This window comes from Desulfovibrio sp. 1214_IL3152, from assembly GCF_036763055.1.
Lineage (GTDB): Bacteria > Desulfobacterota > Desulfovibrionia > Desulfovibrionales > Desulfovibrionaceae > Desulfovibrio.
Genome location: NZ_JBAIYW010000114.1, coordinates 1 through 13,985 on the forward strand (window position 1 = coordinate 1; position 13,985 = coordinate 13,985).

Here is a 13,985-nt window from a genome sequence, read left to right on the forward strand (position 1 = left end):
TCCCCACCCTTGGCCTCATCTTCCGGAGCGGCCGCCAGCCGCGCATAATGGCCGGTAGCCAGTGCCTGCGCGCCCAAATTCACGGCGGCATCAAACAAAGCGCCGAATTTTATGGCGCGATTGCACAGTGCGCAGGGATTGGGCGTACGCCCCGCCGCATACGCAGCGGCAAAGGGGGCCAGAACCTCACGCTCAAAAACAGGTCTGAGATCCGCCACATGCAGGGGCACGCCAAGGATCGCGCAGGCCGCAGCAAGGCCGGGCAGCGGTTCTGGGGCGGCGTCAGGCAGAAAAAGGCCGTGCAGCGCCAACACCCTGTGTCCTGCCTGTTGCAACATGACAAGAGCGCAAAGACTGTCCACGCCGCCGCTCACGGCCACGGCCACGGTGCCGGAGAAAATGCTGTTGCCGGTAGACATACCACGGTCTCTGCCGCCGCAATCCACAGTTTTCATCATTGCCGAGGGGACAAAGGCGGGCTTTTGGCGTTCGGGACGCCAGTAATTTTTGAGGGGGCAAACAATGGCTTGGGGGCGGATTTGCCGTGCAAAACAGCCCCTCAGGCCCCAAAAACTGCATGCACCGGAGAATATCAGCCTTGAAAGATATACTTTCAAAGCGGGATAGCATTCACCGCTTCGCCTGGCAGCATAAGCAAGCAGTGCTGCTATGCATCCCAAGCGCTTACGGGCAGGCGCTGAAGCTGCACGTACGCCTTTCCGCCCTATGCTTACGCCTCCGTAGCGAACGTCTGCTCACGCAGCCGCCAGAGCAATTTCAAAGTGAAAATGTTCTAGAGCAGATTAACTTTGAGAATATACATTCTCAAAGTTTAAGGCACGCTCACTTCGGCGTTTAACCGCACAGATAAACTGCGCTTACGCCTCCGTAGCGAACGTCTGCTCACGCAGCCGCCAGAGCAATTTAAAAGTTAAAATGCTCTAAAGAATCTGGTTCAGGAACTGGCGCAACCGCGGATGGCGGGGTGTGGTAAACAGGGTTTCCGGCCTGCCCTGTTCAACGATCTGTCCCTGATCCATAAAGATAAGACGGTCGGCCACGGTACGGGCAAAGCCCATTTCGTGGGTAACACAGACCATTGTCATGCCCTCTTCAGCCAGCTTGACCATAACGTCCAGCACTTCGCCCACCATTTCAGGGTCAAGGGCGGAAGTCGGTTCGTCAAAAAGCATGATGTCGGGCTGCATGGCCAGCGCGCGGGCAATAGCCACACGCTGCTGCTGCCCACCGGAAAGCATGGCCGGATAGACATTGGCCTTGTCGCTGATGCCCACTTTTTTCAGCAAACCCAATGCGCGGGATTCAGCCTCTTCGCGCGAGAGCTTGCGCAGCTTGATGGGGGCAAGGGTCAGGTTTTCCAACACGGTCTTGTGCGGAAAAAGGTTGAACTGCTGAAAAACCATGCCCAGATTCTGGCGCACCAGGTTGATATCGTTGTCCGGGCTCATGATATTCTGCCCCTTGACCACAATACTGCCCTGATCGATTTCTTCCAGACGGTTTATGGAACGCAGCAGGGTTGATTTACCCGAACCGGAGGGACCGATAATGACCACCCGTTCGCCGGAGGCCACGTCCAGGCTCACGTCCTGCAAGGCGGGCAAAGAACCAAAATATTTCCACACATTACTGATAGCAATGATGGGCGCAGGCGCGTCCTGCGTGGCGGCGGTGCTACTTTCCGTCATAATAGTTCAGCCTGGCTTCCATGATGCTCACGGTTTTGGAAAGAATAAGAGTGATGACAAGATATATGAGTGCCACCACAGTATACGTCTCAAAATAGAGATAGGTTGTGCCCACAAAGCTTCTGGCGCGCTGCATGATGTCCGGCACAGCCATGATGGATACCAGGGAGGTGTCTTTGAGCATGGCGATGCATTCATTGCCCACGGGCGGCAGAATGGTGCGCATGGCCTGCGGCAGAACCACATAGCGCATGGTCTGAAAGCCGTTGAAGCCCAGCGAACGCGCAGCCTCGCTCTGCCCCTTGCTGATGGCGGTGATGCCCGCGCGGAAAACCTCGCCCATATACGCGCCGTAGCAAAAACTGATAGCCACCACGGCGGAGGTAACGCCGCTGACCTGCACAAAACGCGAAAGCGCGTAGTAGATGTAAAAAATCTGCACCAGCAAAGGAATGCCGCGAATCACCTCCACATAGGTGGAGGCGACAAGATTGATCAGGCGATTGTTTGAAATACGCCCGAGGCCGGTGAGCAGGCCAAGAGGCACGGCACAGCAGATGGAAAGAACGGTGATCTTGAAGGTGATAAGAACGCCGTCCGGCAGATAGAGCAAAATGCGCAAATAGGGTTCAGGCCAGAGCAGGCACAGGGCAAACAAGGTGGAAACGGCCCCGACAAGGGCGATGGACCAGGCATTGATGAGCCGCCATTCTCGCGGGTCAGGGATGGAGGCCCCCTCCGTGACCATAATGATGTTGCCCTTGCTTCCGTCTTTTTTATCGTGCATCACAATCCTTCAGATCAATACGGCTGCGGAGTCCGGGCCATACGGCCCGGACTCCCATGAAACCATAATGGCTGGTCCGGTCCAGAGCTTTTTTTCCCTTGAGTATATGCATGCTCAAGGTATCTGACGCTCACGAAGGCGCTGAACGGCGCAGCTTTTGCGCGCCCTGTCCATCGTGGCGGGCGTCTGCTCGCGCAGTCGCCAGACAATTCCAGGGGGAAACTGCTCTACTCGGCCTTGCCCATCCACTTTTCAAGCAGTTGGGCCTCAACGCCCGACGCCTTGACTGCCTTGATACCCTTGTTGAGCTTTTCCACCAGGTCCTTGCGGCCCTTGCGAACGGTAAAGCCGTAGTATTCCTTTTCGGCGGTCTTGAACGAAAGATTCAGCTTGCCGGCGGTATCGGACTTCTTGTTGGCATAGTACATGGCAACGGGCTCGTCGCAGATCACGGCGTCAATGCGGCCGCCGAGCATGTCCTGAATTGCCAGACCCACGTCGTCATATTCCTTGAGATCCACAGCCACGCCGGACTTGCGGAGCACAAAGACGCCCGTGGTTCCGATCTGGCCGCCCACTTTCTTGCCCTTGAGGTCTTCAAGGCTCTTTATGCTCTGCCCTGCGGGGAGCACCACGGCCTGAGCCACTTCATAATAGGGGTCGGAAAAATCAAACTGCTTCTGGCGCTCGGGCGTGATGGTGGTGGCGGCAGCGACAATGTCATACTGGCCGGTGGCTACGCCGCCGAAAATGCCGTCCCATGCGATATTGCGCACGTCCACCTCAAAGCCGGCGGCCTTGCCCACTTCAGTGATGAAGTCCACGTCAAAACCGACGGGCTGCTTGTTTTCGTCAAGGAGCTCCATAGGCGGCCAGGTGCAGTCGGTAGCCACAACATATTTTTCAGCGGCCAAAGCCTGACCGCAAAACATGGTCAGAACCAGCAGGGCGAAAGCAAAACGACGTATCATGAAACCTCCTTCATGCGACGGACACGGCCATACTGCCGGCAGCGTCCCCTGTGGGCTAGTTGGATTTGCCCATCCACTTTTCAATAATTCTGGCTTCCTCACCGGACGCCTTTACTTCTCTGATGCCTTTATTGAGCTTTTCCACCAGGTCCTTGCGGCCCTTGCGCACGGTAAAGCCGTAGTATTCCTTTTCATCGGTCTTGTACGAAATATTCAGCTTTCCAGCGGTGTCGGCTTTTTTGTTGACATAGTACATGGCAACGGGATCATCGCAGACCACCGCATCGATGCGGCCGTTGACCAGATCCTGGATCGCCAGGCCTACATCGTCATATTCTTTGATGTCCGCGCCCACATCGGCCTTACGGGTCACAAAAATGCCGGTAGTGCCTATCTGGCCGCCCACCTTTTTGCCCTTGAGGTCGGCCAGGCTCTTTATGCTCTGCCCTTCGGGCAGCACCACGGCCTGCACAACCTCATAGTAAGGGTCGGTGAAGTCAAACTGTTTCTGGCGTTCGGGCGTAATGGTGACGGAAGAAGCCACGATATCATACTGCCCGGTGGCTACGCCGCCGAAAATCCCGTCCCAGGCCACGTTGCGGATGTCCATGTCAAGACCCGCGGCCTTGCCCACAGCCCGCAGGTAGTCGCTGGAGTAACCTTCGGGTTTCTTGTTTGCATCGAGCATTTCCATGGGCGGCCAGGTACAGTCGCTGGCAACCACGATTTTTTCAGCGGCCGCAGCAGAGCTGCACATAAGAACAAAACCAATGAAGGCGAATGTCATTCGGCGAAGCATGGGACCTCCTTAAATGGTTTCCGTCAAAGCCCGCCGCCCACAGCGCCAGTGGAAAAGCCTGCCCCGCGATCTGCCCCGTGGCGGCAAGGCCACGGCTGAACTTTTCGCCGGAGTGCGCAATACCCCCTGAACGGGGCGGGAACCAAAAGAAAGCGTGATCATCTTTAGCTTCGGGCGCGCCCCGCGTCAAGCGCCAACGCCGCCGGAACACACCATATGCGGAACATCTTTTACCAGGCGTTGCCGGGCGTGGATTCTTCGCCATCATCGGCATCATCGGCATCGTCTGCGGAAAAGGCATCGCCGCCCCTGCCATAGCCGTTATCGCCTTGAGGCGCACGGCCGGGGGCCTGCACCAGCGTTGCATGAGAAGCGTTTTTGCCTGCAAGGTCTCCGGTGTCGCCTTCCATATCATCGCGATCATCACGCAGAGCCTGTTGCAAAAACCAGTCTTCACGGATACGCCATGAAGCCGCGGCCGTATATGCCGGAGAGGAGTAACCCACAGAAAGCACAAGGGTGCGCCTGGCGTGCTCCTGAAGGCGGATAAGCAGAGGTGTAAAATCAGCATCTCCGGAAAGTATAATGAATTCATCAAACTTTGTAGAGTGCGAAAGATCATCCATGCAGTCCATAACAAGATGAATATCAGTGCTTGTCTTGCCGCGGGATGTAAGGGGCGGACAATCCACAACCTGAAAGGCGCTGCGGATGAAAGAGTTGCGAAACTCCTGATAACGCTGCGGATTGAGATAGCACATGCGTTTCAGGATGCGGCGGCGCACGCCTTCGCCGTAAAGGATGCGCAGGGCGTGATTCTCTATCCAGCGTACCCAGCGGTACGGCGCGGCGCCGAAGGCACGGGCCGCCTCAGGGTCAATTTCAAGAAAACGGGTAAAAATGTTGTCAAAATCGACATAAAGAGCGCTGTAAACCTCATCAAATCCTGTAAATCGTGCCATAGTATCCTCATAATAAGATAACGAACTATCTCAGTATATTTTGCATGCCGACGCATGGCAAGGTTTTTGCCGCACTTGAACAAACAGAAGGCGCGGGATATAAAAGCGTCTTATCTCAGATAGATATTTTTCTGTAACAATGCTCGGGAGGCGCTGTGCAAACTCTGCTGGAATATGGCAAAAACCAGATAACCGCCTTGCGTGCCGCCTTGGCGGCATTTCGACAGATGCCGCCCGCCGAGCGCTGGTTCTCCTGCCTTTTCTGGTCATTCTGGGCCTCGCTTGCCGCATTTCCCTCGGGCTATGCCATTCGCGACATCATGCCCGTGGTTTGCCTGATCTTTCTCATCCAGTATTACCGCTGCAACTGGCAAAACAGCGTCTTGCGCAGACTGGGAGCCTGGCCGCTCTTTGTCTGCCTTGGGCTTATGGTCATTATCGGCGTGGTTTTTTCGCAAAACCCCGGTGCGTCTTTTCTGCACGCCGGTTCCGGCCTCAACAAGGGCTTTATTCTGCCCTTCATCGCCATGGAGTGCGTCCGTAACGAAAAAGACCTGCGCCGCCTGGTCTGGGCCAGCGTGCTGGCCGTTTTCTGGCAGGGCCTGGACGGTGTGTGGCAGGCACAGACCGGCAGGGATTTTCTCATGGGCTACCCGCTCAGCAACGGGCGTCTGACAGGCAGTTTTGACGATTACGAGGTAGGCAACTACATTGCCCTCGCCCTCATACCGGCATTCGGCATCTGGTTTATACTGCGCCAGTTTTTTTCACGACTGCCGTCACTGTTGCTGAGCATGGCCGTTCTCTGGCCGGCCTTTTTCCTGCTGGCCGGCGCGGGCAGCCGCAGTGGCGCGCTGGCTATTGCCGCCGTCATGGGCCTGTGGCTGTTTCTGACAGGAACTTCTTCGGTTCGCTGGAAAGGGGCGCTTCTTGCCGCAGCCGGCCTGCTTCTGATTCTTGTGGCGCAGGGTCGCGCACGTCTGGACGCTGTTGTGGAAGACGGCCGCTGGAGCCTGTGGAAGCTCGGCTGGCGCGTTTTTCTGGAACACCCCTGGTTCGGGGCCGGGGCCGGGCAATATAATTCCGCCTTCCGCAGTCTGGGCCTTACCCCGGAAAAAGACCTCATCACCATCAGCCATCCGCACAATCTTTATCTGGACATGCTGTATGCGCACGGGCTTGTGGGCTTTGCCCTGGGCATGATCTTTCTGCTGGGTTTTTCCTGGTGGGGCTATGCGCGCATCAGGCCGCGCCTGCAGGCCGAACGCGCCCTCAAGCAAAGGGGCATTTACTGGCACATGACTGCCTGCTTTTGGGCAGGTTTTGTAGCCTGGCTTTTTAACGGCATTTTCGGCCACGATTTTTACCGGGTCTGGTGGCTGGCCCTGGCCATGTGCCATCTGGGCGTCATGATCGGCGCGGTCATCAACGGGCCGCCATGTAGTGAGACGGCTGATGCTGCGGGGGCTGAAAGCGCGTCTGACAACCCTTCCGCAACGGCGGAAATGGCGGAGAGCAAAACGGACGGGGCATAACGCGCCTTCCGGCAGCCAGCAGCCAAAAAAATGCGCGGATCATATTTTTATCCGAGCCGGAACACGAAGCCTTCTGTTCCGCACACGCTCCGAAAAAACATCGTCAGGACACGTACCCGACACGAGCACTCTGCCGCCTGCACAAAATGCATGGCCTGCAAGGCCGCAGCATGCCGGCAAAGAACGGCAGAAAACCTGAATCGTCAGGACGGCGCGGGTAAACCGTACACTCTTTCACGGCGCGTGTAAGCCCCCAAAGTGCGACTTTCCGCGCTCTGCCCACGCCGCCACGCCCAAGCGCGCAGACATCCGACACAGCTGGCCGGACAAAAGGTTTGCAATGACAGCCAACGGATTGCCGCGGCAACCGGATATTTCATGCAATCCATCCACAAAAATGCACAGCGCCTGTCACGCTCCCGGACAGCGCAACCATCGCGCGCGATCCCACAGCGTGCGTATTCCCATAGCGCCAGCCCCTTTGTGGCGGGTGCCTGTCGGCGCAGCCGTCAGAACAAATTCAGGATAGCATTGCCCTAGCTGTAGAGTGTCGTCACGAGCGCCTTTCCCGGTATCTCTGCGTCGAACTTCGCCTTTTATTCCGGTCGAGTACCATAAGAGTACACTCCCTGCATAAAAGGCTCGTTCTCCTTGATATACCAAGGAAATTCATCTCGTGACGACACTGCCTAAAGGCACGCGCCCAGAGCAAGATTTTTTCTTTTGTCGGCCTTTTTGCCTGGATCTGCTCCTGGTGCGATCGGGCGCGCTCACAGCATTGCCACAGCCCTCAACACCGGAACTTCAGCCAGGCGTTTTGCCATAAAAGCTGCTGTCAGGCCGCAAAGCGCCGCTCCGCAGCGCCCGCCGGTCTCCAAATCGGTCATGGCAGGCCCGATCGCCCATACCCGGCCAGCGGTCACAACAGGCCAAACGCCCATGCCCGCCCTGTTCGCGCCGAAGGGACACGGTGTAGCGTGTTCCTTCGCCAGCCTGCTCCACCCATTTCACTGCCCTCATGGCAGACTTTTGCCCGACAAAAACGCTACCCCCTCCCAATGGACGGGATGAATATCACTTGCAGCCAATTTTTTGCCGCTTGCACGTACCTGCCTAAAAAAAATTATATTTTTTTTAACCCCATCTTGTGAAAAAAATCTTCAATTGTAACGGCGTTACAATCCGCTAGGCTCCGTAAAAAATATCAAATTTTTGCAATATTGATATTTTTTTCACAGCTATGACTGAAAGCACAAACAAGATCCTGCCTCTTGACGGTTATTTAAAATCTCTTTACGCATGTATCATGGCAAAGTGTTAACTTTTCATTTTACTGTTTTATGCATTATGGAGGCTGGATCATGTCTCAGGAACGGATCACGACACTGTTGAATGAAAATCGCAGCTATCTTCCACCAGAGCACGGCAAAACGTCGGCCTGGGTTTGCGGTCCGGAAGAGTATAATGCACTATGCCGCCGCGCCCTGGAAGACCCCAACGACTTTTGGGGAGCGCGAGCATCGCAGTTGATCCATTGGTTCAAACGCTGGGACAAAGTACTGGAAGCTGACGAAGCAAACCATAAGTACCAGTGGTTTACCGGTGGAAAACTCAACGCTTCCTTTAACTGCATCGACAGACACCTTATTTCGGGCAGACGCAATAAGGCCGCCCTGATCTGGCAAGGTGAAAAAGAAACTGATGTGCGCTGCTACACCTATCAGATGCTTTATACAGAAGTCTGCCGGGTAGCCCACGCCATGAGTTCACTGCGCATACGCAAGGGCGACCATGTTGCCCTGTATATGCCGATGATACCGGAGCTTTTTATCGCCATGCTGGCCTGCGCCCGCATAGGCGCCATACACACGGCCATCTTTTCCGGCTATGCGGAAGGCGGCGTGCGCAGCCGCATCCAGGGCTGCAAGGCCCGCGTGGTCATCACGGCCGATGCAGCCGTGCGCGGCGGCAAATTCAAGCCTCTCAAGGCCAACCTTGACCCCATTCTGGAAAAATGCCCCTCTGTGGCCCATGTGGTGGTGGTCAGGCATGCCGGGCTTGAAAACGTCAATATGCAGCGGAACCGCGATATCTGGTGGCACGACCTTATTGACGACTTCACCCTTAACCCCGACTTTCCCTGCGAACCGATGGATTCCAACGATACGCTCTTTCTGCTGCACACCAGCGGCAGTACGGGCAAGCCCACAGGGGTGATGCATTCCACGGGCGGTTATCTGACCTATGCGGCCCACACCACGCAGTGGTGCTTCGACATGCGCGATGACGATGTTTACTGGTGCACTGCCGATGCGGGATGGATCACCGGTCACACTTACGGCGTTTACGGCCCGCTGGCTCTGGGGGCCACCACGCTCATGTTCGAGGGCATACCCACCTGGCCCTATCCGGACAGATACTGGCGCATTGTGGAAAACTTCCGGGTCAACATCCTCTACACAGCGCCCACGGTCATCCGCTCACTCATGCGTATGAACGAGGCATGGACAGAGCGCTATGACCTGCGCAGCCTGCGCATCCTGGGCAGCGTGGGCGAACCCATCAACCCAGAAGCATGGCACTGGTACCACAAGCACATCGGCGGCAGCGAGCTGCCCATTGTGGATACGTGGTGGCAGACGGAAACCGGCGGAGCCATGATCTCCCCCATGCCCTACGCCACAAAGCTCAAGCCCGGCTCGGCCTCCAAGCCGCTGCCCGGGATTGATGCCACGGTTATGGGTTCGGCCGCGCGCGACGGCGAAGAACCCGAAGCCGGATGCAAGGCGGGGCATCTTGTCATCCGCCGCCCCTGGCCGGGCATGATGCAAGGCGTTTTCAATGATGAAGAAAAATACCAGTCCTACTTTTCGCGCTTTGGCTGCTACGCCTCTGGCGACGCCGCGGAAGTCGATCAGGATGGCTACTTCTGGATACTGGGACGTATTGACGATTCCATCAACGTCTCCGGGCACCGCCTTTCCACCGCTGAAATAGAGGCCGTGCTGGCCGCCTGCCCCGAAGTGGGCGAAGCTGCCGTGGTTCCCATGCCCCACGCCCTTAAAGGCGAAGGCATCTACGTATATGTGGTCACGCGCGACGAGGTTCCCTGGAGCGCAGACCTGCGCACCAAGCTGCGCGAGGCCGTGCGCCGCGACATCGGCGCTCTGGCGACGCCGGAATACATACAGTTTGTGGAAGGCATGCCCAAAACCACATCCGGCAAGATCATACGCCGCATGCTGCGGAAAATCGCCGGAGACAGCTACGAGGATATCGGCGACACCACATCACTGGCTGAACCCGATGTCATTCCCAAAATCATCTCCGGCCATCGCAACCTTGTGGCCGGGCGCCATGAAACGGAAGACGCCCCCGAAGGGGGAGACGACGCCAGGGCCAACGCCTAGATGTAGCGCGTCAGCACTAGAGCAGATTAACTTTGAGAATATACATTCTCAAAGTTTAAGACACGCTCACTTCGGCGTTTAACCGCGCAGATAAACTGCGCTTATGCCTCTGCGGCGGGCGTCCGCGCACGCATCCGCCAGAGCAGTTTCAAAGTGAAATTGCTCTAGGCAGTGTCGTCACGAGATGAATTTCCTTGGTATATCAAGGAGAACGAGCCTTTTATGCAGGGAGTGTACTCTTATGGTACTCGACCGGAATAAAAGGCGAAGTTCGACGCAGAGATACCGGGAAAGGCGCTCGTGACGACACTGTCTAGTGTAAACATCAGAGGCCGGAGCGTATGACGCTCCGGCCTCTGATCATTTCTGGCAACATGCTTGCTGTTCCGGCATCCCGACAGCATTTATCATGCGCCCGAAGAGCCTTCGCCCAGAGCAATTTCACTTTGAAACTGCTCTGACGGATGCGTGCGCGGACGCCCGCCGCAGAGGCATAAGCGCAGCTTCAGCCGTTGCCCGAAGGGCTTGCGGAAAAGACAGCAGAGCTATTTACTTGCGCTGTTACGCGCCGAAGCAGGCGTCCTGGAAGCATTGAGAGTGGGTATGCGCAATGCGAAAATGCTCTACAGTGCCTTGCGGCGCACCCACACATGGCGGGTAGCCAGAGCCGCCCAGGCCAGCCCGGCAGCTACGTGCAGGGCCTTGCCCCCGGCCAGACCAGACAAAAGACACAAACTGCCCGCGCCGAACATGGTGCGGACCTCAAATTTGCGGGGGGTGATGCCCATGATCTTGTTTTTGCTGTTGCCCTTGGTAAGGGCCTGTAAGAAACCGGGAACGCGCACATCGCCCAGCATATCCCCGCACCCACGGCTCTCTTTTCTTTTGCGTCCCTTGCCCTCGCCCTGGGCAGCGGCAAAATGCGCGCGTCTTTCTGCCCTGCGCGCGGCTGCGGCCTCGGCCACGGGAGTCAGAAGCCCCGGAATTTTACCTTCAAGCCGTTGACAGACGGCGGCAAAGTCCGTGCCGGAATCCATAAACAGCAAGAGTGATTCCTTGCCTGGGCGCACTTCGCAAACGCCCCCTTCGTCCAGCAAAAAGACCCGCGCTGTCTCACGCACGCCAGCATCGGCCAGAGCCGGATGGCGCAACCGTGCCCTGCCTTCCATCAGGTGTGCAACATATGGTGGCTGCATGCTCTCTCCTTGGCAAACTACGGGGCTTGAGAACTCCGGTTGAAATTGACTTTCTTTTCTCTTGACACGATTCCCTATTGGGAGCAAGATCGCTGCCAAGCCTGAAAAAACGCCACTTCGCACCACCGCCGCATCAGGCTGCGGCATGGGCCGTGCGGCCCGAAACGGTATTCAGATGCATTACCCGGTGCTGCTAAAAAAGAGAGAACACGCATGAGCCAGATTGTCAATCTGCGTCAGATGCAGGTAGGCCAGAAGGGCAGAATTGCCGCAGTGGAAGCCCTTGGTGAGATGAACCGCCGCATTCGCGATATGGGTCTCATCCCCGGCACGACAGTTTCCGTTGTGGGGCGGGCTCCCCTCAAGGACCCTGTAGCCCTGCGCCTTTCGGGGGTGACCATTTCCCTGCGCAACAGCGAAGCAGACTATATAAAGGTAGACCTGGCGGCCTCCGGCAACTAGGGCGTTCTATCTTTGAGGACAGACGTTCTCAAGGGACCTTGAAGGTTTATGGTTTATGGCGCTCACTACGGCGCCCAAGACGGACATGACGTGCAAATGCATGTGTTGCCGCCTTCATCCGTACGTCCGTGAGGCAACGGCTGAAGCAGCGCCCGGTCTTTCCTATGGGGAGGCTGCTCCCGCAGCCGCCAGAGCAGTGTCGTAAAAACTGTCCTGGCAACCTTTCAGATGGGCGTTTGTTGAAAAATCGGGCTTGGGGCCATGCCATAAACAGCATGGCTGAAACCGCTTCAGGCCCATCAGGGGCAGCACCGACGCCTTGCACAACCGCCTTGGGGCAGCCGAAATGTGCTGCCCTTAGCAGGCTTTTCATCGACCTTCGTTTATTATACCATTTTTGACTGCCGGATTTTCCGGCAGAGACGCGAATGACATCCTCAATGCGGCTGACTGCCCTGAGGAGAGACGGCATACTGTGAACAAGCAAAGGAGATAGTTATGAATAGCGGTTTTAAATGCGGCCTGTGGTTCCTGGGCGGCCTGATCATCGGCGCTGTGGGCGTAACCGCCGTGAGTCGCGGCAAGGTTGACTTCAAGCCTCTGGCTACTGATCTTATCAGCCGCGGCATTGACGTCAAAGACGCCCTGCTGACCAAGGTCGAAGCCCTCAAGGAAGATGTGGAAGACCTCACCGCCGAAGCACGTCTGGCCTCCGAAAAACGCAAAGCCGGCAAGGACGCTGCTGAAGCTTAATGCAATCGGCCTTGCCCCCGGCAAGGCCTTTGCCCTGCGCGGACTTCTCGTCCGCGCACTTTGGTATTTTTCCACCTTGAAACGCTTCTCAACGGTGAAGATTGTTCACCTTGCAAGCATCTTGTGGTGCGAATTTTTTGGAAAATCCGCACAGAGCAGTTAACCAGGTCCCCTGTCACATTGCTCTATGGCAGCACAACAAAAATACCCGTTCAAGAAACGCCCGACGCGCCCCGGCCTGTCCGGCTCCCTTCAGGCGATACCGCCCTCTTCGGGCGATGGACACACCCCGCAGTTTGCAGCCTTTGCTTTATTTCTGGAACAGGAGCGCGCATGCGTTTTTATATCGTCCATGAATTGCGTGGCATAGCTACGCCCGATTCCGGCAGAATGCGCGTGCGCGCCTCTTGCCCTCTCAGTCCCGCACAGGCCGAAGCACTCGCAGGAGCCTTGGCCACCCTGCCCGGCATCATTGTGGCCCGCGTCACTCCCCGCCTGGGCAGCCTGTTGTTTTTTTATGAAGACCAGCAGAGTCGTGAAGACGCCCTGACCCTTTTTGTGGGCGCAGGCGACGAGCAAAGCCCCCTGGCACACCTGGAAATACCCGGCGACGACCCCGCTCCCGGCCCCGGCGAAGCCACGCTCACCGAAGGGCTTTTGCCGGTCTTTCAATATGTTTTCGTTCGGCCCCTGCTGCCTATGGCCCTGCGCATCGTCAACAGCGTGATCAGCGCCGTGCCTTTTCTTTTCAAAGGCGTGCAGGCCGTCCTGCGCGGCGCGCTCAACGTGGACGTTCTGGACGCGGCCGCCATCGGCGCGTCACTCATCATGCGCGACTTCCGCACAGTGAGCCTGCTCACCCTGCTGCTGGGCCTTGGAGAAACCCTGGAGTACTGGACACGCCGCCGCTCCATGGCAACACTGACCGAAAGCCTGGCCCTGAACGTGGAAAACGTCTGGCTGCTTGTGGACGACACGGAAGTGTCCGTTCCCCTTGCCCAGGTAAAAGAGGACGACCTTGTGGTCGTGCGCGACGGCGGCAGCATCCCTGTGGACGGCGTGGTCGAAAAAGGCTGCGCGGTGGTCAACCAGTCCTCCATGACAGGGGAGCCGCTTGGCGTCAAAAGAACCGTGGGGGCCTCGGTCTTCGCAGGAACGGTGGTGGAAGAAGGCAGCCTTGTCATCCGCGCCCGGCATGTGGGTGACGGCACACGCCTGCGTCAGGTCGTAAAATTTATTGAAGAATCTGAAACGCTCAAGGCGGGTATCCAGGGCAAATACGAGCGCCTGGCAGACATGGCCGTCCCCTTTACATTTGGGCTGGCCGCCGTGGTCTGGCTGCTCACACGGGATTTCCGCCGCGCGGCCTCGGTGCTGCTGGTGGACTATTCCTGCGCGCTC

General features: G+C 57.2%; 11 protein-coding genes and 1 pseudogene. 5 read left to right on the plus strand and 7 right to left on the minus strand.

The genetic code is table 11. The features are described from left to right. The 6 genes and pseudogenes from V6C07_RS02210 to V6C07_RS02235 form a co-directional block, all read right to left on the minus strand. Nucleotides 1–419 (minus strand): annotated as a pseudogene (locus V6C07_RS02210) (tRNA 2-thiouridine(34) synthase MnmA); the annotation flags it as partial. Between the two features lie 522 nt (nt 420–941). Next, on the minus strand, nt 942–1,709 hold the full coding sequence (locus V6C07_RS02215) for an amino acid ABC transporter ATP-binding protein (protein ID WP_333534755.1): 768 nt from the start codon (nt 1,707–1,709) through the stop codon (nt 942–944). After that, a complete protein-coding gene (locus tag V6C07_RS02220; RefSeq protein ID WP_333534756.1) occupies nt 1,696–2,496 on the minus strand; it encodes an amino acid ABC transporter permease in 801 nt (266 codons plus the stop codon). The genes V6C07_RS02215 and V6C07_RS02220 overlap by 14 nt, the downstream gene beginning before the upstream one ends. 227 nt (nt 2,497–2,723) lie before the next feature. Continuing rightward, nucleotides 2,724–3,467, minus strand: coding sequence for a basic amino acid ABC transporter substrate-binding protein (locus tag V6C07_RS02225; RefSeq protein ID WP_333534757.1), 744 nt, complete (start codon nt 3,465–3,467; stop codon nt 2,724–2,726). A gap of 55 nt (nt 3,468–3,522) precedes the next feature. Next, nucleotides 3,523–4,266 (minus strand): basic amino acid ABC transporter substrate-binding protein, encoded by a 744-nt coding sequence (locus tag V6C07_RS02230; protein ID WP_333534758.1) that lies wholly within the window; start codon nt 4,264–4,266, stop codon nt 3,523–3,525. A 230-nt stretch (nt 4,267–4,496) separates the two neighbouring features. After that, nucleotides 4,497–5,228 (minus strand): NYN domain-containing protein, encoded by a 732-nt coding sequence (locus V6C07_RS02235; RefSeq protein ID WP_333534759.1) that lies wholly within the window; start codon nt 5,226–5,228, stop codon nt 4,497–4,499. A 155-nt stretch (nt 5,229–5,383) separates the two neighbouring features. Between V6C07_RS02235 and V6C07_RS02240 the strand changes: the two genes are divergently transcribed. Together V6C07_RS02240 and acs are read left to right on the plus strand one after the other, a co-directional pair. Beyond that, on the plus strand, nt 5,384–6,763 hold the full coding sequence (locus tag V6C07_RS02240) for an O-antigen ligase family protein (protein ID WP_333534760.1): 1,380 nt from the start codon (nt 5,384–5,386) through the stop codon (nt 6,761–6,763). A gap of 1,361 nt (nt 6,764–8,124) precedes the next feature. Beyond that, nucleotides 8,125–10,173, plus strand: coding sequence for an acetate--CoA ligase (gene acs, locus V6C07_RS02245; protein ID WP_333534761.1), 2,049 nt, complete (start codon nt 8,125–8,127; stop codon nt 10,171–10,173). A gap of 623 nt (nt 10,174–10,796) precedes the next feature. Here the strand turns inward: acs and V6C07_RS02250 are convergent. Next, entirely contained in the window at nt 10,797–11,369 is a 573-nt protein-coding gene (locus V6C07_RS02250) for a hypothetical protein (RefSeq protein WP_333534762.1), read from the minus strand. Between the two features lie 213 nt (nt 11,370–11,582). On the opposite strand from V6C07_RS02250, the gene V6C07_RS02255 reads away from it, so the two are divergent. The 3 genes from V6C07_RS02255 to V6C07_RS02265 form a co-directional block, all read left to right on the plus strand. Next, a complete protein-coding gene (locus V6C07_RS02255) occupies nt 11,583–11,831 on the plus strand; it encodes a FeoA family protein (protein ID WP_012625372.1) in 249 nt (82 codons plus the stop codon). A 498-nt stretch (nt 11,832–12,329) separates the two neighbouring features. Next, the gene (locus V6C07_RS02260; RefSeq protein WP_333534763.1) at nt 12,330–12,584 is read left to right on the plus strand and encodes a DUF6110 family protein; all 255 of its coding nucleotides are present in this window, start codon (nt 12,330–12,332) and stop codon (nt 12,582–12,584) included. A 333-nt stretch (nt 12,585–12,917) separates the two neighbouring features. Next, nucleotides 12,918–13,985 (plus strand): P-type ATPase (locus V6C07_RS02265; RefSeq protein ID WP_442891919.1); only part of this gene is annotated, 1,068 nt, incomplete at its 3' end.

Excerpts from the sequence above, each read along its gene's own strand:
- V6C07_RS02220 (WP_333534756.1), bottom strand. The coding sequence starts at position 2,496 with ATGCACGATAAAAAAGACGGAAGCAAGGGCAACATCATTATGGTCACG.
- acs (WP_333534761.1), top strand. The coding sequence starts at position 8,125 with ATGTCTCAGGAACGGATCACGACACTGTTGAATGAAAATCGCAGCTAT.
- V6C07_RS02250 (WP_333534762.1), bottom strand. The coding sequence starts at position 11,369 with ATGCAGCCACCATATGTTGCACACCTGATGGAAGGCAGGGCACGGTTG.
- V6C07_RS02260 (WP_333534763.1), top strand. The coding sequence starts at position 12,330 with ATGAATAGCGGTTTTAAATGCGGCCTGTGGTTCCTGGGCGGCCTGATC.
- V6C07_RS02230 (WP_333534758.1), bottom strand. The coding sequence starts at position 4,266 with ATGCTTCGCCGAATGACATTCGCCTTCATTGGTTTTGTTCTTATGTGC.
- V6C07_RS02255 (WP_012625372.1), top strand. The coding sequence starts at position 11,583 with ATGAGCCAGATTGTCAATCTGCGTCAGATGCAGGTAGGCCAGAAGGGC.
- V6C07_RS02235 (WP_333534759.1), bottom strand. The coding sequence starts at position 5,228 with ATGGCACGATTTACAGGATTTGATGAGGTTTACAGCGCTCTTTATGTC.
- V6C07_RS02215 (WP_333534755.1), bottom strand. The coding sequence starts at position 1,709 with ATGACGGAAAGTAGCACCGCCGCCACGCAGGACGCGCCTGCGCCCATC.
- V6C07_RS02225 (WP_333534757.1), bottom strand. The coding sequence starts at position 3,467 with ATGATACGTCGTTTTGCTTTCGCCCTGCTGGTTCTGACCATGTTTTGC.